Genomic DNA, 21,941 nt, shown 5'->3' with positions numbered 1-21,941 from the left:
TACGCTCCTCAGACACCCTACGCTTCTTTTTCCCGATAAATCTGCGCTACTCGCCCGCGTAAACGGGATCTGGAGCCGTGCGCACTCGACCCTCTTCTCCGCAATCAAAACCACACACACGGGAAGGTCGAGCTCCCGCTCGACCAGCGAACCACCGTGCAACGTCATGGCCGAGTTGGAACTCGGCCTTCCCAGCTCACCCAACGTCATCCTCCCGCAGGCGGGGATGACGGGAGAGGCGTTAAGGCCTGGAAACAGGTACGGCATGCCTAGCTCCTACACAGAAAGAGGCAGATGCACGGACCAATACCCCCCGTCTGCGCGGGCGAGTAGCGCAGGGCTGACGGGAAATAGGACGGCAGCCTGTTTGAGGAGCGCAGCGACGAGTTCTGCCGGCCCCCGTCAGGCCGAGCAACGCAGCGAACCCGAAGGGCCGTGCAGTTGGGGTGGCCTTTCTTTTGGTTACTTTTCTTTGGCCAAGCAAAGAAAAGTGACTCGCCAGGAAGGCGAAAAACGAAGATGCAGCATGCAGAGAAACTATCCAGCGACACAAACAGCGCTCGTGGGCTAGGCCACGCTAACCACTCACCGCCAACAAATGACTCATCGCCGTCTTCAACTTCATCGGCTTCACCGGCTTATGCAAAATCACATGCCCCAACTCCCGCACCTGCAGCTTGAGGGCGTTGCTGTAGTTGGCGGTGATCAGCAGTACCGGCAGCGGTGAGCTGCGGCGGGCGTTGATGCGTTGGACGACGTCGACGCCGTTGACGTCGTTGTCGAGGTGGTAGTCGGCGATCAGCAGGTCGGCCTGGGCGTGGAAGTTGTCAACCTGGGCGGCGAGGTCGTCTTCGGACAGCGCGGTGATGACGTTGCAGCCCCAACCTTCCAGCAGCGTGCGCATGCCGGCGCAGATGGCGGCGTCGTTATCCAGCACCCAGATGGTCGAGCCCGGCAGGCGCTCGCCGATGCGGGCTGTGACCGGTTCGTCTTGCACCACGGTCGGTTGCAGACGGCCAAAGGGTACATCGACACTGAACACCGAGCCCTGTCCTTCGGTCGAGCGCACGCGGATGCGGTGGCCGAGCATGCGGGCAATCTTGTCGACGATGGCCAAGCCGAGGCCAAGCCCCCGGTCGCGGGTGTTGGCGCTGGGGTTGACCCGTTTGAACTCCTGAAAGATCTCCTGCAGTTTGTCTTCCGGGATGCCCATGCCGGTGTCCCACACTTCGATGCGCAGGCCGTGGGCATGGCGACGACAGCCGAGCAGGATGCGCCCGGACGGCGTGTAGCGAATGGCGTTGGTGAGGAAGTTGCGCAGGATGCGCAGCAGCAGCTGTGCGTCGCTGCGCACCACCGCGCCGCACGGCACAAAGCTCAGTTGTAGCCCTTCGCTGGCGGCGAGCTGACGGTATTCGTTGGCGAGGTTGTCGAGCAGGCTGTCGAGGCAGAAGGCGTTGATATCCGGCTTGATGACCCCGGCGTCCAGCTTGGAAATATCGACCAACGTGCCAAGCAGGTTTTCGACGTCTTCCAGCGAGTGACTGACCTGCCGTACCAAGGATGCACTGCCCTCCGGTACCTGCTGTTCCAGCAGCGCGCCGGTAAACAACCGCGCGGCGTTGAGCGGCTGCAGCAGGTCGTGGCTGACCGCGGCAAGGAACTTGGTTTTCGACAGGTTGGCCTGCTCGGCTTCGCGCTTGGCTTCGCGCAGGCGGGCTTCGGCCTCGGCGCGTTCGCGGATCTCCTGGCGCATCTGGCTGTTCACTTCGGTCAGCTCCTGGGTGCGCTCACGCACGCGCTGCTCCAGATGCTGATAGGCCTGATGCAGCGCCTCGGAGGTGCGCCGCCGCTCGGTGATATCGCGGATCATCACGAAGATGCCAACCACCTCGCCGTCGACACCCCGGTTGGGCACGTAGGAGCGCAGCAGGTAACGCTGATGGCCGTCCAGATTGGGTTCGGCAAACTCGAAACTGACACTTTCGCCATTGAAGGCGCGGGCAATGTAGGGCTCCAGTCGTGCGTACTGCTCGGCGCTGTGCACCCGGTGCAGGCTGTGGCCGAGGATCTCGCCGCGGGCCCAGCCGTACCAGTCTTCGTAAACCTTGTTGGTGAACTGGTAGGTCAGATCGGCGCCCACGTAGGCGATCAGCGCGGGCACGTGGTCGGTAATCAGCCGCACCCAGCGCTCGCTGTCTTCCAGTGCGCGGGCGTAGAGGTCGCGCTCGGTGATGTCGGTGAAGGTGTTGACGAAGCCGCCAGTGGGCATCGGATGGGTGCGCACTTCCAGCACCCGGCCGTTACCCAGATGCTGCTCGCAGGTCAGCACCGGCGCGCCTTGCTCGGTGCGGCTGTAGGGCGTGAACAGCTCCAGCTCACTGTCTTCCATCACCTCGTCGAACGGGCGATGGGCTTCAATCGGTGCCAGCCCGGCCAACTCCAGGAAGCGGCCGTTCCAGACTTCCAGCGCGCCTTCGTCGTTCACCACCGCGACGCCCTGCGACAGGCTGTCGACGGTACGCTGCAGCAACCGGGTCTTCTGCTCCAGCGCCTTCTCGCGCCGGGCCTTTTCGGACTGCTTGAGGTCGGTGATGTCGGTGTACATGATCACCAGCCCGCCTTCGCGGGTCGGCCTTTCGCTGACCTGCATCCAGCGCTGATCGCGCAGCTGATGCAGCAGGTGGCCGTCGGCGGCGGCGTCGGTATCGACGATCAGCCCAGCGCGCAGTGCCATGCGCTTGACCTCGCCGAGCGAGGTGCCTTCGGTGATGCGCACGCCGGTGCCCTGCCAGAACGCGGCAAAGCGGCGGTTGTACAGCACGATGCGCTTGTTTTCGTCGAACAGCACAAAGGCATCGGGGACGCTTTCGATGGCGTCGATCAGGTAATGGTGCGCCTTCTCGGCGCGGGCGCGGGCATCGCTGAGCAGGCGGTTACTGGCCTGCAGTTCGGCCATGGTGTCGTTCAGCGCCTGGGTGCGTTCACGTACCTGCTCGGCCAGTTCCACCGAGTGCTGAAACGCGGCATAACTTTCAGTGCGCTGGCTGGAGCTGGATTCGACCCGCTCGATCAGCGCGGCATTGATGCGTTTGAGTTTGCTGTTCTGCGCGCGCAGCGCTTCCAGCTCAGCCAGCAGCTCCGGGTCATGCACCGCCAACTCAACGCGGGAATGCAAACGCCACCCCGGTAAAGGTCTGGTTGATGTGCATACCGTTGAACTGCTCACCGTAGGTGTTGAAGCCGATCACCCGGTTGGCGGCGAGAAACTCGGACATGCGCTTATCTTCACCGCGCAGCTCGGACTCCATACGCCGCAGAAAGCAGTCGCAGCCGAGGATCAGCACCGGTTCGCCGAGGCGCTGGCGCAACTGCTCCAGGCGCAGGCGCAGGTTGGGCAACAGCTCGCCCGGCGTCATCGCCGTAAGCACGATGCCGGTATCCACCGCGCAGTAGAAGGTCAGGCTGCGGTCCGGATTGACCCGCTGAATCGAGCGCACGTAGAACTGGTCGCGAATGCGCACGGCCAGCGCGTCGAGGGCAAAGTGCTTGCCGCTCAGTTCATCCACCGGCACGTCGACCAGCCTGGCGTATTCCTCGGCGGCGGGTTCGGCGTTCAGTTCCAGCACGGTGCGGGTGCTGCTGTCGGCGTCGGTCACCACCAGTTTGCTTTCGGTGGGTTTGAGGTGATGGGTGGTGAACACCTCAAAATCCAGCCAGGTATTGACCATCACCACCACCGCAGCGCCGGTAACAAAGCGGCCCTGATAGTAGACGTGGGTGTGGCTCAGGTGGTTGTCGTCACCGGCCGAGCCGCCGAAATGGGGAATGCTGCCGAGCGCGGCGCTGAGGGTGTTGAGCACCAGTTCTTCGCGGCTGGACAGGCCGTCGAGCAACGTCAGGGCAAAGGTGTGATCCTTGACCGGCGCCAGGTTGACCTGCCGGCAGTGCCCGAGCATGCGCTCTACCGCCTGCTGCGCCTCAACCAGACTGAAGCTGTCCAGCCCGCGGATCAGCGTGCAGTCGACCGCAAAGGTACGCAGATCCAGCCCGACCGCGCTGATGCAGCCACGACCATAGCCCTCGGCGCTGATCTCTCCGGCGGTCGTACAACCCAACAGCATGACGCCGCCAAAGTGCTGTTCCAGCGCGGTCGCCAGCTTGTCGAGCGGGTATTCGGCCGAGCAGAAGAACAGCACACAGCCCAGATGCGGGTGCAATAACTGGCGCGCCAGATCCTGCGCCGCGGCGTCCGGGTCGGTGGCCTCGGTCATGGCGGTGCGGAAGCAGTCGTCGAGCGGCTGCGTGCTGAAGTCGGGCATACCGGAAATCGGGTTCATGCCACCAATTCTAGAGAGCAGGCAAGCCTGATCCCTATGCTACTTCAGTACTGGATTGGTAGGTCTTGGGCAGTATGCGCGCCGAATCGCCCCGGGAAGGTCGAGCTCCCGCTCGACCAGCGCACTACCGTGCAACCTTGTGGCCGAGTTGGAACTCGGCCTTCCCAGACACGCCGTCATTCCCGCGCAGGCGGGGATGACGGGAAAGGGAGTGGCATGCCAGGTATCGGCTCAGGTATTGCTTGGTCGCTCCAAACCAACGTCCGACACGCCGCCTCTCGGAGTGCTCCGCACTCGCTATAGCTACCGACTACCTCCGGGAAGGTCGAGCTCCCGCTCGACCAGCGCACTACCGTGCAACCTTGTGGCCGAGTTGGAACTCGGCCTTCCCAGACACGCCGTCATTCCCGCGCAGGCGGGGATGACGGGAAAGGGAGTGGCATGCCAGGTATCGGCTCAGGTATTGCTTGGTCGCTCCAAACCAACGTCCGACACGCCGCCTCTCGGAGTGCTCCGCACTCGCTATAGCTACCGACTACCTCCGGGAAGGTCGAGCTCCCGCTCGACCAGCGCACTACCGTGCAACCTTGTGGCCGAGTTGGAACTCGGCCGTCCCAGAAACAAAAAGCCCCCGCCTGCTTGCACAGGCGGGGGCCGGCACTACATAAAAGCGATTACCAGCTCAGCGCAACACCCAGAGCGACGGAGTCGGTCTCTTCGATAGTGACGCTGTTGGTGCGATCTTCGATCTCGAACTGGTTGTACTCAGCCACCAGCGTCAGGTGCTCGTTGATGCTGTGGAACAGGCCGATAGCGCGGGTTTCGTAGTCAGCGGCAACGCCCAGACCGTTGCCATCGTCTTCGGTCTTGCCGAAGGAAAGCGCCAGACGGGTCTTGCCACCGAAGGTGTAGGAACCCTGCATCAGGTAACCGGTGCTGTCGATTTCACGCAGTACCGCTTCGCCCGCGTTGTTGGTGAAGAACGGGTTGATGCCTTCGGCGTCAAAACCGGATGCGGTCAGGGACAAGGCGCCCATCTTCGCCTGGACGCCGTAGCCAAAACCCTGCGAGGTCACGTCATCAACAGTGCTGTCGGTGTTTTTGGAGGTCTGGTAACCGGCGTTCACCCAGCTGTAGATATCTGCGCCAGCCAGATCGAACTGATAGGTGATCTCGGTTTCGAAGCGCGGCGCGTCCTGGTAGTTCTTGCCAACGGCGCTGTCGTCGCTGGTGTCGACCGGGTCCATGATACCGGCGGCAACGCGCAGGCCACCCATGACCGGCGAGCGGTAGGTGATCTGAGCGGTCGGGAATGGGTACGGGTAGCCGCTGCCGATGTTGCCGAACGACACGCCGCCGCCGTCGACCAGACCCAGGGTGTCGCTGACCTGACCGTAACCGGCCAGCATTTCGTCGAGCAGAATGTTGGAGCGGGCGAACAGACCGAAGTCCTTACCGACCAGCACTTCACCCCACTCGCCGCCGATGGTGCCGTAGAACTGACGAACGTCAATGGCGGTGGCGGTGCCGTTGGTTTCGCTGTCGTTGATGGTGACCCAGAAGGACGAACGCGCGCCCAGCTTCAGGTCGCCCATGTCCTTGCCCATGTTGAAACCGATGTAGTTCGGCAGAAAGCCCATCTTGACGCGGGCCTGATCGCGATCCAGATCGTCGTTGATGTTGTCGGTGTCGGTCTGGACGTAGAAGGCGTTGACGTAGCCGTCAGCGGAGAAGGTGGTGCCGTCTTCGTCGTACAGGGTGATGGCGGCGGATGCCGGAGCGCTCAGCAGCGCGAGGGCGATGGGGGTCAGCAGGGTGCAGGCAATCTTGTTCTTGTACATGGTGCTCTCCGATGTAATCAGTGACTGAAGCGTCACGCCGATTATCAGAAAGCCCCCTGCCCGCCCCCATTGACCAAGAGCGGCGGTTGTATCGCCCTTTGGTGTGTACGACCAAGCGACGAGAAACCGCGCCTGCGGCAGGTTGTATTTACAACCTCCGGAGGTAGTAGTGTCCGCCGCCAGCGCGGGAACACGGTGTGCTCAATCCGCCCCGGCCTGCCGACTCAGCAGGCGCCAGCGCGCGCTCTGCGGCAGGCGACTGACAAAGGCGTTCCAATGCCCCGCGGTCAGCTCCAGCAGCGCCTGCTGCTCGGCTGCGAGCTGATCTTCACGCTGCCAGAGGCCGTCTTCCCAGTGCGCTTCAAACCCCTGCTGCGGATGCTGACGTTGCTGCTCCAGCAACTGCGAGAGATGCATCGCCTGAGCCTGCAGCTGATCGGCAGACAAGGTGCCGAGATCTTCCAGACTCTGCTCAAGGAAGCGGTCGACCGCCGATTCGATGCAGCGGTGTGAGCGGTCCGGCGATTGCACCAGCAGCAACAGACCGGGGCGACCGGCACGGCGATGCAGGCGCGCCACCACCCAGTAGCCCAGCTGCTGCCGGGTACGCAGTTCGGCGAAGAACGGATCGGCCAGCCGATGGTGCAGCAGGCGCCAGCAGGCCGCTTCATGCAGGCTATCGTCCTCGGCCGGCAGGTAGAGCAGTTGTGCGCGGTCGGTGTGCTTGCTGCTGACTTCGCTGACCTGCAACTGCCCCGGTTGTAACTGCGGCAACGGGCAGCGCCAGGCAAAGGGCTGCATCAAGCTCGGGCAGAGATTGAGCAGCAGTTTGGCCAGTTGCGAGCGCTCGGCTTCCGGCCAGCCGTCGGGTTTGAGCCAAATAATCTGCGCCTGCCCGCACAACCGCTGCCAGAGCGCCAGTGGATCACGCAGCCGCAGGGCATTGGTTGAACGCTCCTGCTCCAGCGTCTGCAGCAGACGCCAGGCGGGCAAGGCGTCCTGCTCGTCCTGCAACCAGCGGCGACAGCTGCGCTCAATTAGCGCCAGCTGACTGGCCGCGGGCGGCGCCTGCAGCTGACTCAGCAGCTCGCGCACAAAGCTCGGCAACAGGCTTTGCGGGCCACGGATATCCAGCACCAGTTGGCCCGGAGCCAGCGACCATTGCAGGCACACCCCAACCCGCGCGCCCCAGCGCTCCAGCGCCTCGCTCTGCAGCGACCAGCAGGCCTGCAGCCAACGGCGCTCGGCCAGCGTTGCCGCCTGATCTGCCCAGCACCATGCCAGCCGGGTGCGCAATGCGCCGCCCTGCGGGGTGAACCGGTGCAGACGCAGACCGGGCGCAACCGATGACCAGCGCAGCCCTTTCGGTGCCTCGGCCAGCGGGCCAAGACAGGGGCCCAGCCGTCCGGCCAGATTGGCGGTCGGCGCCGGGCTCGGCGGCAAAGCGCGTGCCTGCCAACGGGTGCCGGTATGCGCGCACAGCTCGCCGCCAAACAAACGCGGCAGGCGTTGCAACAGCAGACGGTTGCTCGGGCTCAGTTGGCTGAGCAGTTGCTGCCAGTCGGCCATGCCAAGGGTCGGCAACCCAACGCCAGCCACATCCAGTACCTGTTCGGCCGGCAGCGTCAGCAGCCGATCGGCGTAGCGGCGGCAGCTGTCGAGCATGTCGCCCTGCGGGCCGAGATCAAAGGCGGTCTGCGCCAGTGCCCGACGCGCCGCCTGCGGCCACTCGGCCGGGTCCTTGCTGCGCATGGCCTGCAGCCAGCCGTCGAGCCCGGCCAGCAGCTGTGCCGGTTCGGCGTCAGCGCTGTGCAGTTCGATACGCAGCAACGCCTGACCGCCCACGTCCGCCTCCAGCGAGGCGTGCAGTTCGTCGAGCAGGCCTCGGTCTCGCAGATAGCCCAGCGCCCCGGCGGGTGACGGGCTGTTCAGCCATTCTCCCAGCCAGTGCGCCGCGGCGCCGTGCACAGCGCACTCGCGCAGCGGGTAGAGCAATACCGCCTGCGACTGACTGCTGCGACCTTGCCAGTCAACCTGACGCGGCAACTGCCCTGGCGCAAACAGCGGCTGGGCGAAAGGTTCAGGCGCGCGGCCGGCCAGCAGTTGCTCTGCGCTGTCCTGCGCCAGCGCCAGCAGTTGCTCCGGCGCCTGCGGCCCGTGCAGCACCAGCGCCATGCTGCCGGCGCGGTAATGAATCGCGTGCCACTGGCTCAGCCGCTCGGACAACGCGGCTGCATCCCCGGCCAAGGTCTGGCCGTTGCCGGCGGTAAAGCGGCTGAGCGGATGCTCCGGGTGCACCTGGGTAGCGAGCACCGCCTGGGCATGGATATCGTCGTCGGCCAGCCGGGTCTGAAACTCGGCGTCGATGACTCGCCGTTCCTGCTCGACCTGCTGGGGCGCAAACAGCGGTGCCGCCAGCATGTCGGTCAGCTGGTCCAGACAGGGTTGCAGTCCCTGCGGGCTGACCGAGCAGAAAAAACGGGTGGCATAAGGTGCGGTGCTGGCGTTGAAGCGCCCACCCCACTCCGCTACCCGGGCTGGAAACGAGCCGGGCTCGGGCCAGCGCTGCGAGCCCATGAACAGCATATGTTCAAGCAGGTGTGCCAGCCCCGGCAGATCATCCGGTTCGGCATGGCTGCCGGCGGCAACCTGATATACCGCCGTCGCCTGACTGGCGTGGGCGTCGTGAATCAGCAGACAGAGCAGTCCGTTACTGGCGCGGTACAGTTGGTAGTCGCGCTGATCGGCAGGCACGGAGGCAAGAGGTATCGGGTGCACGGCAAGTCACGCAGGATAGAAGCCAGTGCTCAGGTTAACGCAGCCAGACAGACTGCCCGGCAAACCGGTACCAAAGTAGTAAGGTGCCGCGACAAGCGGCGAAAGACCGGGCGCAGGACGCGCCCGGTGGCAGGACGCGGGAGTACGCTGACGCGCACTCCCGACTGCTTAACGCTGGCTGACTGCCGCGCTGCTCGGCAGCTTGAAGGTCCACAGGGTGCCGCCCTGGGTGAAGTTCTTCACCCGCTCGGCAACGTGGCCACCCCACAGCGGTACCGCACCACCCCAACCGGACATCACGGAGACGTACTGCTCGCCGTCCATTTCCCAGGTGACCGGTGAGCCGATCACACCGGAACCGGTGTTGAACTGCCACAGTTTCTCACCGTTACGGGAGTCGAACGCCATCAGGTAGCCTTCCGGGTTGCCGGTGAATACCAGGTTACCCTTGGTGCTCAGCACGCCGCCCCACAGCGGAGCCTCGTTCTGGTAGCGCCAGATTTCCTCACCGGTTTTCGGGTCCATCGCGCGCAGTACGCCGATGTATTCCTCGTTCAGCGGCTTGATGGTGAAGCCAGCACCCAGATAGGCAGCGCCCTTCTTGTAGGTGGTGGATTCGTTCCAGATGTCCATGCCCCACTCGTTCGACGGCACGTAGAACAGACCGGTGTTCTGGCCGTAGGACATCGGCATCCAGTTCTTGCCGCCAAGGAAGGCCGGCGCGGTGAACACCTGACGGCCGGCATCGCCGGATTCGGTCGGTGCGCCCGGGCGGAAGTCATCGGCGTAGATCGGACGGCCATTCTCATCCAGACCGGTGGCCCAGGTGATCTTGTCGACGAACGGGAAGCCGCGGATAAAGTCGCCGTTGGTGCGATCCAGAACGTAGAAGAAGCCGTTGCGGTCAGCAGTACCGGCCGCCTTCACTTCTTTGCCGCCTTCTTCGTAGTTGAAGGAGATCAGCTCGTTCACGCCGTCGAAGTCCCAGCCGTCATGCGGGGTGGTCTGGAAGTGCCAGACGATCTCACCGTTGTCAGGGTTCAGAGCCAGACGCGAGGAAGAGTACAGGTTGTCGCCGGGACGCAGGTGCGAGTTCCAGGGTGCCGGGTTACCGGTACCGAAGAACAGCAGGTTGGTTTCCGGATCGTAGTAGCCACCCAGCCACGGCGCGCCGCCACCGGTTTTCCACAGGTCACCCGGCCAGGTCTGGTTGGCTTCGCCACCGGAGATGCCGGCCTCAACCGCCTTGCCATCTTCGTAGATGTAACCCATGTGACCTTCGATGGTCGGACGGGTCCACAGCAGTTCGCCGTTGGAGGGGTTATAGGCTTCGATCTTGCCGACCACGCCGAATTCGCCACCGGAGACGCCGGTAATCAGCTTGCCATCAACCACCAGCGGAGCGGCGGTGATCGAGTAACCGGCCTTGTAGTCAGCCACGGTCTTGCGCCAGACGACCTTGCCGGTATCCTTGTCCAGGGCAACCAGTTTGGCGTCCAGGGTGCCGAAGATCACCAGGTTGTCCCACAGGGCGACACCACGGTTGATCACGTCACAGCAAGGCATGATGCCGTCGGGCAGACGGGCGTCGTATTGCCACAGCTTGGCACCGGTACGGGCGTCCACCGCGAAGACCCGCGAGTAGGAACCGGTGATGTACATCACGCCGTCCTTGATCATCGGCTGGGACTGTTGACCCCGCTGTTTTTCGCCACCCAGCGAGAAAGCCCAGACCGGCTGCAGGCTGCTGACGTTGTCGGTGTTGAGCATGTCCAGGGTGCTGTAACGCTGACCCTGCAGACCCATGCCGTTGGTGACCACCTGGCTGTTGTTGGTGGCATCGGCACGGATATCGTCGTTGGTGACATTGGCTGCTGCCACGCCGGCGACGCTCATGGCGGCAACCAGCGTGGTCAACAGAAAGGAAGAGCGGGCATGTTTGGTCATTGCTGCTACCTCTGAGATGTTGTTGTATTGGCGCAGTCGGGTTGTGCCGAGCGATACTCGGTACCGCTCGGCACGTCCCACACGATGAAACGGGAAAATTTCCTGCTTCTGGCCACGATTCTTGGCTCAGAGCCCAATACCAACAATTGCTCGCAGGGGTGATTTCCTTACTCCCTTGGTAGCACTACCCCCTCCGCTCAGAACACGAAGCGCGCGCCGACGGTGAGATTGCGGCCCGGCAGCAGCACCTCATCCTTGATGAACGAACTGTGCTGACGCGCCTTCTCGTTGAGCAGGTTGTTGCCGCGCAGATAGAGCAGCAGATCGCCTTCACCGAGCTGGCCACGCCAGTTCAGGCCCGCACCCAACAGGGTGTAATCGCCGGTCTCGGTTTCGTAGTCAGCGGTGTTGTCCTGGCGCATCACCTGGCTGGCTTCCACCTGCGCAGACACCGACCCGCTCAGGCGTTGATCCAGCCGCACGCCCACCCTGTCAGCCGGAATACGCGGCAAATCACCACCGTCTTTCAGGCGGCCGCGCACACTGTCGCCAAACAGGGTGAGCCCGGTCGCGGCAGTGGCCTGCCAGCTGACACTACCCTCCAGCCCCTGCAGCACGGCATCGGCCTGGCGGTATTCCACCACCCGATATTCGCCACCGGGATCGACGCCGGTATCCGCGGCGTAGATAAAGTCATCCACCTCGTTGCGATACACACTGACATCGAAGGTCACCGCACCACGGGTACGACGCAGGCCCAACTCGGCGTTGATTGCGGTCTCGCGGTCCAGATCCGGATCACCGAGTTCAACGGTCCGCGTGGCAGCGTGCGGGCCGTTGGCATACAGCTCTTCGGCGGTCGGCAAACGCTGGGAGCGCGACAGCGAACCATACAGTGCCAGGTCCGGCTGGAACTGCCAGGTCGCGCCAAGCGACAGCGAGGTGCCACGGTGATCGGCGTCGTCACGGCCCTGCTTCACCTCGACCGACTGCCATTCCTGCCGCAGCCCGACTTCGTACAACCAGTCGCCAGCCTCAAAGCCTTCCAGCAGGAACAGTGCGCGATTGTGAGTCAGCGTGGCCGGGACATAAGCCTCCTCGCCTTCGGCAGCAAAGTCGCGGCGGGTCAGCTGCGTACCGATTACCCCGCGCCAGCCGGCAACCGGGGCATGGGTTACTTCCAGACGGCCATCGGTGCCACGGTTGGTGAAGCGGGTGCCGACTTCATCGCCTTCCATTTCCACATGGCGGTAGTCGGTGTCGGCAACGCGCAGACGCACGCGCTCTACCCCGGCAAACGGATTCTGGTATTCGCCACGCAGATCCCAGCGGCGTTGCTCCATATCGATCCAACCGTCGGCGTGTTCTTCATGATCATGGTCGTCGTGATCATCGTGACCGCCGCAGTGCCAATCGGTGCCGTGGGTGTGGCAATCAGCGTGCTCGTGCGCGAGCAGCCCGTACTCGCGATCCTGACGGCTGTAAGCCAAACCAAGATAGCCTTGCTCGCCGATCCAGCTGACACCAACAGAACCGGTATCGGTGTCGTTATAGGCGCCCTCCTGACGGGACGGATGACCCGGGATGCGGTACGGATCGGCCTCACTCTTGCCGCCCTCAAGGCGCATGGCGAAGGCGCCGGTACCCAGCGTTACGCCAGCAGAACCGGCGCGTTCATCGGCGACCGTGTTGGCGCGCAGACCAATCTCGCCCTCAAAGCCGCGCTCCGGCACGTAGGTCGGCACCCGGCGGTCGATCAGGTTCACTACCCCGCCGATCGCACCACCGCCATACAGCAACGTGGCCGGCCCCTTGAGTACTTCAACCCGCTCGATCAACGCGGTGTCGGCGCTGATCGCGTGGTCCGGGCTGATGGTCGACGCATCCAACACATCGGCGCCGTCACTCAGCACCCGCACCCGCGCCCCATCCAGCCCGCGAATCACCGGCCGACTGCTGCCCGGCCCAAACCCGGCAGCACGTACACCCGGCAACGACTCCAGACTGTCGGCCAGCCCGGTCTCGCGCAGCGCAAACCACTCCTCGCCCTGCAGCACCGCCGCCGGCTGGGTCATCTGTTCCGGCGTCTGATTCAGCGCACTGGCGCTGACCGTCAGCGCCGGCAGCTCCACGGCGGTATCTGCCGCCTGTACGGAAGAGACACCAGCGGCCACCGCCGCCAGCGCCAGAGTCAATGGCGTCTTGCTTGAAAACATGGCTGCTCCCTTTCGATTTGGTATTGGCAACGGCGTGGCTGGCACGCCGCGGAGGCAAACTATAATTGTTATAACGTAACATTTAAAGCAAAAAACCATTGTCAGAATGCAAGCCCGTGGTGAGGCCGCGTGCTTTGCGCGAGCGCACCGGGACGGAGGCTGCGAGCCCAGCAAAGAGAGAACCGCCGGCCGCAGAGCGGCCGAGTAGTCCGGTTCCCACGCAGAGCGTGGGAACCATCGAAACAAAGGAACCAAACGTGAAGCGCGCACGGCCCCAATCCCCGTTTACGCGGGCGAGTAGCGCAGATTTATCGGGAAAAAGAGTCGCAGCATGTCTGAGGAGCGAAGCGACGAGTTCTGCGACTCACCTCGCCGGCCACCCCGACAAATCGAGCAACGCAGCGAACCCGAAGGGCCGCGTAGCCGGGTGCCCGGGGGGATCGCCAAGGGGGGCCGGGCAAGCGCCCCCCCTTGGCTCGCCGACGAAGGCGAAAAGCGAAGTCTCTATCGGCACGATAACGAGCAATGGCCACACAAAAGTGGAACCTTCGCGCAAAAAAAAGCCGGCCCAGAGGCCGGCAAAGGAGATCAGTCTATTACTGCGCGTAGCGGTCAGGCGCCAGATACCGCAACCCCTGCGCCGCATAAATGGCCGCCATCCGGCCATCCAGAATCATGCTTTCCACCTCATCACCCAGCGCGTAGGCCAGTTGGCGGTTGGAGTCGTGGACCGCCATGCCCAATTCCCAAATCTGCTTACCGATATTCGGGTAGGCGTTCTCGGTCAGTTGCATCCCCGCCTGCGGATGCTGCGCCAGCAGCCAGTCGATTTCCGCCTGGGTGCCCATCACCGCGTTGACCTCGCCCTTGAGCATCGCATCGAAGGCAAGGCTAAGGGTGCGGTAGTGATGGGTCATGCCCGCCAGCCGACCGTTCATCACCGAGCCCAGATAGAACGACGGCACCGAGTCTTCCTCTACCCCGACCGGGTAGTACTGGAAGATCGCAATGCTCGGTACTGCGTCGATCTTGCTCGGATCAAACGCGGCCTGCCAGCGCTCACGCTGGTAGGGCCCGAACATATGCACCAGTTCGTTCTTCGGCAAACCCAGCTCATCGCGGCGGTTGCTGAAGTCCTGATCGTAGGGCACCCGCAACATCACATCGGCAACTTCACCCGGGCGCAGGTAATGCCCTTTCCACAGGTGGTTGCGCAGGTCGCCGTCTATGGTTTCATCCGCCTGCATCCACTGGATGCTCAGGCGTACGCCGAGTCCGTCGGCCAGCCCCTGCGCCAGCGCCACATCGACACCCGCGGGCTTGTCGTCCTGCATGAAGCTGTAGGGCGGAAAGTCCTGATACATCGCCACACGCAGCTCACCGGAGGCGATGATTTCGTCGTAGTCACGGATGTGCGTGATGTTGTACGCCTGCGCTGGCAGTCCCAGCAGCAGGCAGAGACAAAACAGCCAGGCGCGGATCATGGTGTTATTGCTCCACTGCCACGCTTTCCAGCCAGGTACGGATGGACCAGAGCGCTTCCTGACTCAGGAAGTCGGCCATCTTCGGCATGTAGACGCGACCGTCGCGCACCGAGCCGTTGATGACCCGTTCCTTGAACCACTCATCGCCGTAATCGCCGACTTCCAGGTAACGCAGGTCAGGCGTGATGCCACCGGAAATGCCTTCAAGGCCGTGGCAGGCTGCGCAGTTCTGGTTGTACGCCGAAGCGCCGACCTTGATCGCCAGTTCGTGCTGCGGGTGGCCTTCACGATAGGGGTTGGTTTCAAGCCATTCCGTGCCCAGTTCTTCCAGCCCCTTGGTATCCACTGCCTGGGGGGTAACGTTGCCATGGGCCAGCGCCTGACCGGCGACCAGCGCCAGCCCAAGTGCGGTCATCTTCAGTGTGTTCTTGTAGTGGTTCATACTGCTCACCTCGTGGCCGAATCGATTGCGCAAGTGCATTGCTGTCGATGGCCATGGTAGGAAGCCGCCGCAATCGGCCCAATGCTGCTTTGGTGGCCGCGGTCTAGTTCGTTGGTAGTAGAAAGCCCACCGGTAACTACCGGAAAACCCCGCCCTAGAGCGGTTTCAGCTACTGCGACCGAATACCGCATACTCATTGGGCCTAGTTCGTTCCGCCCTAAGTCCTGCTCCCTTTCACCCGCTACCAAGCGCCACCGGCACGGGCAATTTTCCCGCCGTATCCGGGCTGTTTTCCGTATCCGCGCCCTGACACCACGCCCACCATGAGCCGTGGATCACCCCTCGCTGAACACGCCAACGATCAACAGGAAAACTGCCATGAAAACAACAAGACTTCCCGCGCTGAAGCCCGTCAGCCAGGCCATCAAGGGCCTGGTATTCGCTGCTGGCCTCGGCCTCGTCGCGGGCCCTGCAGCCGCTACCCCGGTTACCTGGGAGGACATCGCCAACGACCACATGACCACCAACAACGTGCTGATGTACGGTCTGGGCACCAACGCCCAGCGCTACAGCCCGCTGAACATGGTTAACGAAGAAAACGTCTTCAAGCTGACGCCAGCCTGGTCGTTCTCGTTTGGTGATGAAAAGCAGCGCGGTCAGGAATCCCAGGCCATCGTCCACGAGGGCGTGATCTACGTCACCGGTTCCTACTCGCGCATGTTCGCGCTGGATGCCAAGACCGGTCAGCGCCTGTGGAGCTACTCGCACCGCCTGCCCGATGACATTCGCCCCTGCTGTGATGTCGTCAACCGCGGCGCCGCCATCTACGGCGACAAGGTCTTCTTCGGCACCCTGGATGCCGGCATCGTTGCGCTCAACAAGGACACCGGCAAGGTGGTCTGGCGCAAGAAGTTCGCCGACCACAAGGCGGGCTACACCATGACCGGCGCGCCAACCATCGTGCAGGACCAGACCACCGGCCGCGCGCTGCTGATCCACGGCTCCTCCGGCGACGAATTCGGCGTGGTTGGTCAGTTGTTTGCCCGCGATCCGGAAACCGGCGAAGAAGTGTGGATGCGCCCGTTTGTGGAAGGTCACATGGGCCGTCTGAACGGCGAGAACAGCACCCCGACCGGCGATGTGAAAGCGCCCTCCTGGCCGGATGATCCGAACTCGCCGACCGGCAAGGTCGAGGCCTGGAGTCACGGTGGCGGCGCGCCTTGGCAGAGCGCCAGCTTCGACGCAGCCACCAACACCATCATCATCGGCGCCGGCAACCCGGCTCCCTGGAATGGCTGGGCGCGCACCCCGGAAGACGGCAACCCGGCCGATTACGACAGCCTCTACACCTCCGGCCAGGTTGGCGTCGACGCCACCACTGGCGAGGTCAAGTGGTTCTATCAGCACACCCCGAACGACACCTGGGACTTCTCCGGCAACAACGAACTGGTGCTGTTCGATTACGAGCAGGATGGCGAGAAGGTACCTGCCACCGCCCACGCCGACCGCAACGGCTTCTTCTATGTGGTCAACCGCGAAGACGGCAAGCTGATGAACGCTTTCCCGTTCGTTGACAACATTACCTGGGCCAGCGGCATCGACCTGGAAACCGGCCGCCCGATCGAGAACGAAGGTCAGCGCCCGCCGCGTCTTAAGCCCGGTCAGGAGCGCAGCGAAGCCATCGAAGTCTCGCCCCCGTTCCTGGGCGGCAAGAACTGGAACCCGATGGCCTACAGCCGCGATGCCGGCCTGTTCTACGTGCCGGCCAACCACTGGAAAGAAGACTACTGGACCGAAGAAGTCAGCTACACCAAGGGCTCGGCGTACCTGGGCATGGGCTTCCGCATCAAACGCATGTTTGACGACCACGTCGGCATCCTGCGAGCAATGGACCCGCAGACCGGTCGCGTGGCCTGGGAGCACAAGGAACCGCTGCCGCTCTGGGCAGGCGTGCTGGCCACCGGCGGGAATCTGGTGTTCACCGGCACCGGCGATGGCTACTTCAAGGCCTTCAATGCCGAGACCGGCGAGCAGCTGTGGCAGTTCCAGACCGGCACCGGGATCATCTCCCCGCCGATTACCTGGGAGCAGGACGGCGAGCAGTACATCGGCGTGACCACCGGTTACGGCGGCGCGGTGCCGCTGTGGGGTGGCGACATGGCCGAGCTGACCAAGCCGGTCGCTCAGGGCGGTTCGTTCTGGGTGTTCAAACTGCCCAGCTGGGCTAACGAGTAACCCCTGCTATGCCCTGCCCGCACCGCGGGCAGGGCTCTGGAGACGAACATGAAACACCTGATTTGTCTGACCGCCAGCCTGCTGGCCCTGAGCAGCCCCGCGTTACTGGCGCAGAGTGCCGACATCGCCGAAGAGGATATCCGAACCCTCAATGGCTGCGCCCTGATCCCCGGCACCCAGTGCCAGGGCGTTGATCTGCGCGGCGCAGATCTGCGTCACCTGGATTTGCGCAAGGCCGATCTTAGCGGCGCCGATCTGCGCGATGCAGACCTGCGCCACGCCGTACTGGATCAGGCCAAACTCGACAACGCCCGGCTCGAAGGCGCCAACCTCACCCGCGCCAGCCTGCAGCAAACCGCCATGCGCGGTGCCCAGGCTGATGGGGCTCTGTTTGTTGCCGTCAGCGGCTGGAACCTCACCGCCCAAGGCGCCCGTTTCAATGGTAGCGACTTCACCGGTGCCAGCCTGGACTTCGCCCGCTTCAGCGGCGCGACCCTGCACAGCACCATTCTGCGCGCCGCCAATCTGGAGATGGCCTGGCTGCCCAAGGCCGACATGGCCGGCGCCGACCTGCGCGACGCCAACCTGCAGGAAGCCAAACTCAACCACGCCAATCTGACCGACGCCAACCTGGAAGGTGCGCGCCTGCATTACGGCACCTTTCTGGACGTCACCATGAACGGCTGCCGCGCCTGTCCGGTTGATTGGGAGTAACCGGCTTTAAGTGCATCGTCAGACGTGATCGCATTCTGCTAGTGTTAAGACAGAATGCAGTCACGCCATCGGCAGGTGTCGTTTGAAGCCATACTCCCAGACCTTCGATTCCCTGCGCGACGACATCGCGCAGATGTACAGCAGCAATGAGCGCGAAATGGCTCTGCTGCGGGGTGCCCACCTCACCTCTGTCGTTCGCGTTACACCGGCGATGATGTTTGCCAACGTCGGTGCCGGCGGCTGCATTCTGCTGAGTTTCTCGCCTGATATCCCAAACGGCCTGTGGATCTGGTTCTGCGCCCTGACAGCGATCTGTGCATTCGCTTTCGTGGGCTGGTGGCGTCTGCCCAATGACGGACTCGTAATCTCCGGCGTGCGCCGGGTTAAGCGCTCTACCCTCCACGCGGCAGCGCTTTCCGGCATCTGGGGGGTAATGATCGTCCTCTGGTTCCCGACCGGTGGCGGCCTGCAGCAGATGACCATCTCAACATTGGCAACCGGCCTGATCGGTGCGGGCGGTTTTGTCCTCAGCCCACTGCCACGGGCCAGCATCCTCTACATCGGCGTGTACACCTTGGCGTCGCTGATTGGCCTGCTGCTGACCGGCCAACCCCAGTATGTTGTCTTCGCCTTACTGCTATGCCTTTATTCACCAATGGTAGTGATTGGCGCGTTGCTGTCCTGGCGCAAATCAACCGACCTGATCAGCGCCCAGCGCCAGGCCACACGCCAGGGCGAAATGCTCTCGGTACTGCTCGAGGATTTCGAACTGGATGCCGGTGACGCCCTATGGGAAACGGGCGCCGACGGTATGCTCAACCACGTTTCCCCACGGCTGACCGAGCTGCTTGAACTGAAGCCCGATGAGCACTTGGAAAAGCGCTTTATGGGGCTGCTGAGCGAGCGCTGCCCGGAACTGCAGGATCAAAGCACCGAACTGATCGAGTGTCGCCAGAACTTCCGAGGCCTGCCGCTTACCGTGCACGGCAGCCGCGGCGTGCGTCACCTGACTCTGACCGGCAAGATCCTGCTGGATGATCAAGGCCGCTTTGTCGGCCGGCGCGGCATCCTCAGCGACGTGACCGATAAGGTCAACAACGAACAGATGCTGCGCACGCTGGCCCACACCGATTCGCTGACCGGGCTCGCCAACCGCTTCAAGCTGCGCGATACCATCAGCGGGCTGCTCGCAAGCGACCAGTCACTGGCGCTGCTTTCGGTGGATCTTGATCGCTTCAAAAGCATCAACGACAACCACGGCCACAGCACCGGCGACGCACTACTGCAAGTTATTGCCCGACGCCTGCTCGGTAACACTGGCCAGAGCATGCTGGTCGCCCGCCTCGGCGGTGACGAATTTGCTGTGGTGATGTGGCCGGTAGAAACAATCCAGGCAGTCACTGACCTCGCCCAGCGCCTGATCAGCAATCTGAGTGAACCGATCACCGTTGCAGAGCGGGAGTTTCGCGTTGGCGCCAGCATCGGCATTAGCGTGCGTCTGCCGGGCGGCCCGCATCTGGATGACCTGATGGTGCAATCGGACATGGCACTGTACACCGCCAAGGCCGCTGGGCGCGGCTGCTGGTCGCTGTATTCCGAGGAAATGGGCGAGCGCAGCCGTCGCCGGCTGGCGATCGAAGACGGCCTGCGCCATGCCGTCGAGCGTGGCGAAATCGACGTCCACTGGCAACCCAAGGTGGATCTCGCAAGCTGGCAGATTATCGGTGCCGAGGCGCTGATGCGTTGGAGTCACCCCGAGCTGGGCCGCGTCGGGCCAGATGAATTCATCCCCATTGCGGAGCAATGTGGCTTGATTGAGCATCTGGGACGCTGGGTACTTGAGCAAGCCTGCCGGGCCGCGACCAACGAGCTGCAAGGGCTGACCATCTCGGTCAACGTCTCGGCGATGCAAGTGCAGTTCGGGCATTTCCTTGCGGACCTGACCGCGCTGCTCGAGCGCCATCAGCTTGAGCCGCAACGACTCGAGCTGGAGCTGACCGAGTCAGTCATTCTGGACGACCCGGATCAGGCGCTGGCCATGCTCCACGCCATCCGCGAAACGGGTGTGCGACTGGCGCTGGACGACTTCGGCACCGGTTACTCATCCCTGTCCTATCTGCGCACCTTCCCATTCGACACGCTGAAAATCGACCGCTCGTTCATTACCGAGCTGCTGAGCCGCGAAGACGCCCGGGCCATCGTACGGATGATTACCGAGCTGGCCATCACCCTTGGCAAGCGCACCGTCTGCGAGGGGGTGGAAACCGCCGAACAGCTCGACGCCATTTGCGCCACCGGCTGCAACGAGGTGCAAGGCTATCTGATTTCAGCGCCGGTGCCGTTGCATGAGTTCCCACGCACCTTGCCCAAACGGCCAACCGAGTCTGATCTGGGCTTGTTCATGCCATCCATCTGAAATGCCGCTACCTTGGCAGGGACGGCCTGAGCTCTGGATTAACCCCTGCAACGCCGAGAACCTGCCCGCTGCCGACCATTGCACCCGTTGCGCCTCAGGCGCACGGCTGCTGGCGATAACTCTCGGGGCTTACCCCGTGCCAACGGCGGAAGGCCTTGCTGAAGCTGCTGGCGTCAGAAAAGCCCAGCCGGTCAGCGACCTCTGTCGCGCGCAAGCCACTGTGCAGCAACTGAGCCGCCCGCTCCGCACGACATAGATCCGCCAGTTGGCGATAACCGCTGCCCAACTCGGCCAGGCGGCGACGCAGCGAGCGTTCGCTTATTGTCAGCGCCGCAGCCAGTTCGGCCTGCGTAGGCAGCCGATCACCGTGCGTCCGCAGCAGGCCCAGAATGTCCTGCACCAGCGCGGGCGTGGTATCGAGTGCCGCCAACTCGCGCTGAGCCAATTGCTCGTGCTCACGCCAGAGTCCTGCATCCCCCAACGGCAAGGGCGTATCCAGCGCTGCGCGCTGGTGCCAGATCACATTGCTGGATTGGGCGAAGTTGACATCGCCGCCCAGCACCTGCAGCCAGGGCTGTACTGGATTGGGTTGCGGGCGCTTGAGATCAACCTGCTGCACCGCGTCGCGACTGACCACACGACGCATATTGCTGACGTGGGCGGCGATAAAAGCGTCGATTGAAGCCGGGTGCAGAACAACACCCGGCAGCTCGCAGATTTCCAGCCCCACCCGGTCCGGCTGATGAATCAGGCGCAGGGTCACACCGGTGGTAATCAGGCGCTGGAAGCGTTCGGCAACATCGAGAATGTGAGCCAGGGTCGGGGCAGTCTGAATCAGCAGCCCCATAACCCGCACGTGCATCGGCATCGCACCCCGACCAACCCAAAGCCCGATGGCCGGGTCAGCGCAGTGCTCGGCGGCCAGCGACCAGAGCCGAGTCATCAGTTCGGTGGACACGCGCCCGCCGGGATTGGCGCGTAACCGCTCCAGATCCAGCCCGGCTTCACGCAGCAGCTCGGCACCGGCAAAGCCACGGCTATCGAGGGTCGTCATCACGGCAAGAGGCCAGGCCGCTATCGTGCTCGCACCGACCAGGTCATCGCTGGCCATCTTGAACCCGACACTGGCCGTTCAGGACCTTGTTGACACCCCGGCCGCGCTCTAGGCTGGACTGGCCATCAATAACAACAGAGAAAACCATGCGCTACCTTCTTGTTCTATGTGCCGCCCTGCTCACCGCCTGCGACAGGGACCAACCGGTCCAGAGCAGCACGCAACTTGCTCCCGCAGCGCTCGAAAAGCAAAGCGAACTGTTTCGCCAGGGTGTTGAGCAAGTCACCGACGGCGTCTACGTCGCTATCGGTTACGGTCTGGCCAACTCGATCATGCTTGAGGGCGATGACGGCATCATAATCGTCGACACCATGGAGACGGAAGAAGAAGGCCGCGCAGTGCTGGCCGAATTTCGCAAGATGAATCGCACCGGGTTTCGTGGAGGCCTCAACTCTTGAGAGAATGAGGCATGAA

At 63.3% G+C, this 21,941-nt stretch carries 13 protein-coding genes; 4 read left to right on the top strand and 9 right to left on the bottom strand.

Features of this window, described 5'->3' with window-relative positions:
• Window positions 1–577: 577 nt before the first annotated feature.
• From AAFM31_RS16335 to pedF, 8 genes are all read right to left on the bottom strand, one after another.
• Window positions 578–3,178, bottom strand: coding sequence for a NahK/ErcS family hybrid sensor histidine kinase/response regulator (locus AAFM31_RS16335; RefSeq protein WP_371833047.1), 2,601 nt, complete (start codon window positions 3,176–3,178; stop codon window positions 578–580).
• Window positions 3,162–4,322, bottom strand: a complete 1,161-nt coding sequence (gene nosP / locus AAFM31_RS16330; RefSeq protein ID WP_341708975.1) for a nitric oxide-sensing protein NosP — start codon at window positions 4,320–4,322, stop codon at window positions 3,162–3,164. Before nosP ends, AAFM31_RS16335 begins: the two co-directional genes overlap by 17 nt.
• A gap of 692 nt (window positions 4,323–5,014) precedes the next feature.
• Window positions 5,015–6,181: a porin gene (locus AAFM31_RS16325; protein WP_341708969.1), complete on the bottom strand. Its 1,167-nt coding sequence runs from the start codon at window positions 6,179–6,181 to the stop codon at window positions 5,015–5,017.
• A gap of 201 nt (window positions 6,182–6,382) precedes the next feature.
• Window positions 6,383–8,935 carry an insulinase family protein gene (locus AAFM31_RS16320; RefSeq protein ID WP_341708968.1) on the bottom strand — a complete coding sequence of 851 codons (2,553 nt, stop codon included), beginning with the start codon at window positions 8,933–8,935 and terminating at the stop codon, window positions 6,383–6,385.
• A gap of 192 nt (window positions 8,936–9,127) precedes the next feature.
• Window positions 9,128–10,906, bottom strand: a complete 1,779-nt coding sequence (locus AAFM31_RS16315) for a PQQ-dependent methanol/ethanol family dehydrogenase (protein WP_341708967.1) — start codon at window positions 10,904–10,906, stop codon at window positions 9,128–9,130.
• A 197-nt stretch (window positions 10,907–11,103) separates the two neighbouring features.
• The gene (locus AAFM31_RS16310) at window positions 11,104–13,122 is read right to left on the bottom strand and encodes a TonB-dependent receptor (RefSeq protein WP_341708966.1); all 2,019 of its coding nucleotides are present in this window, start codon (window positions 13,120–13,122) and stop codon (window positions 11,104–11,106) included.
• A 596-nt stretch (window positions 13,123–13,718) separates the two neighbouring features.
• Window positions 13,719–14,606, bottom strand: coding sequence for a transporter substrate-binding domain-containing protein (locus AAFM31_RS16305; RefSeq protein WP_341708965.1), 888 nt, complete (start codon window positions 14,604–14,606; stop codon window positions 13,719–13,721).
• A 4-nt stretch (window positions 14,607–14,610) separates the two neighbouring features.
• Window positions 14,611–15,048, bottom strand: coding sequence for a cytochrome c-550 PedF (gene pedF / locus AAFM31_RS16300; RefSeq protein WP_341708964.1), 438 nt, complete (start codon window positions 15,046–15,048; stop codon window positions 14,611–14,613).
• Between the two features lie 378 nt (window positions 15,049–15,426).
• Between pedF and exaA the strand changes: the two genes are divergently transcribed.
• From exaA to AAFM31_RS16285, 3 genes are all read left to right on the top strand, one after another.
• Window positions 15,427–17,283: a quinoprotein ethanol dehydrogenase gene (exaA, locus tag AAFM31_RS16295; protein ID WP_341708963.1), complete on the top strand. Its 1,857-nt coding sequence runs from the start codon at window positions 15,427–15,429 to the stop codon at window positions 17,281–17,283.
• A gap of 48 nt (window positions 17,284–17,331) precedes the next feature.
• Window positions 17,332–17,997: a pentapeptide repeat-containing protein gene (locus tag AAFM31_RS16290; RefSeq protein WP_341708962.1), complete on the top strand. Its 666-nt coding sequence runs from the start codon at window positions 17,332–17,334 to the stop codon at window positions 17,995–17,997.
• Window positions 17,998–18,079: 82 nt separating this feature from the next.
• A complete protein-coding gene (locus AAFM31_RS16285) occupies window positions 18,080–20,413 on the top strand; it encodes an EAL domain-containing protein (protein ID WP_341708961.1) in 2,334 nt (777 codons plus the stop codon).
• Window positions 20,414–20,507: 94 nt separating this feature from the next.
• Here the strand turns inward: AAFM31_RS16285 and AAFM31_RS16280 are convergent, their stop codons facing one another.
• Entirely contained in the window at window positions 20,508–21,524 is a 1,017-nt protein-coding gene (locus AAFM31_RS16280) for an AraC family transcriptional regulator ligand-binding domain-containing protein (protein ID WP_341708960.1), read from the bottom strand.
• 89 nt (window positions 21,525–21,613) lie between these two features.
• Here AAFM31_RS16280 and AAFM31_RS16275 point away from each other — a divergent pair, with 89 nt between their 5' ends.
• A complete protein-coding gene (locus AAFM31_RS16275; protein WP_341708959.1) occupies window positions 21,614–21,925 on the top strand; it encodes a hypothetical protein in 312 nt (103 codons plus the stop codon).
• The last annotated feature ends 16 nt before the right edge of the window (window positions 21,926–21,941 follow it).

Source organism: Halopseudomonas sp. (assembly GCF_038130085.1).
In the GTDB taxonomy this organism is placed as follows: domain Bacteria; phylum Pseudomonadota; class Gammaproteobacteria; order Pseudomonadales; family Pseudomonadaceae; genus Halopseudomonas.
Note: the sequence above shows the minus strand (reverse complement) of the source record. Positions and strands in the feature narration are given on the sequence as shown.

Coding starts and splice junctions, on each gene's coding strand:
- AAFM31_RS16280 (WP_341708960.1), bottom strand. CDS start 21,524: ATGGCCAGCGATGACCTGGTCGGTGCGAGCACGATAGCGGCCTGGCCT.
- AAFM31_RS16310 (WP_341708966.1), bottom strand. CDS start 13,122: ATGTTTTCAAGCAAGACGCCATTGACTCTGGCGCTGGCGGCGGTGGCC.
- pedF (WP_341708964.1), bottom strand. CDS start 15,048: ATGAACCACTACAAGAACACACTGAAGATGACCGCACTTGGGCTGGCG.
- AAFM31_RS16325 (WP_341708969.1), bottom strand. CDS start 6,181: ATGTACAAGAACAAGATTGCCTGCACCCTGCTGACCCCCATCGCCCTC.
- AAFM31_RS16290 (WP_341708962.1), top strand. CDS start 17,332: ATGAAACACCTGATTTGTCTGACCGCCAGCCTGCTGGCCCTGAGCAGC.
- AAFM31_RS16305 (WP_341708965.1), bottom strand. CDS start 14,606: ATGATCCGCGCCTGGCTGTTTTGTCTCTGCCTGCTGCTGGGACTGCCA.
- AAFM31_RS16315 (WP_341708967.1), bottom strand. CDS start 10,906: ATGACCAAACATGCCCGCTCTTCCTTTCTGTTGACCACGCTGGTTGCC.
- AAFM31_RS16275 (WP_341708959.1), top strand. CDS start 21,614: ATGCGCTACCTTCTTGTTCTATGTGCCGCCCTGCTCACCGCCTGCGAC.
- exaA (WP_341708963.1), top strand. CDS start 15,427: ATGAAAACAACAAGACTTCCCGCGCTGAAGCCCGTCAGCCAGGCCATC.
- nosP (WP_341708975.1), bottom strand. CDS start 4,322: ATGCCCGACTTCAGCACGCAGCCGCTCGACGACTGCTTCCGCACCGCC.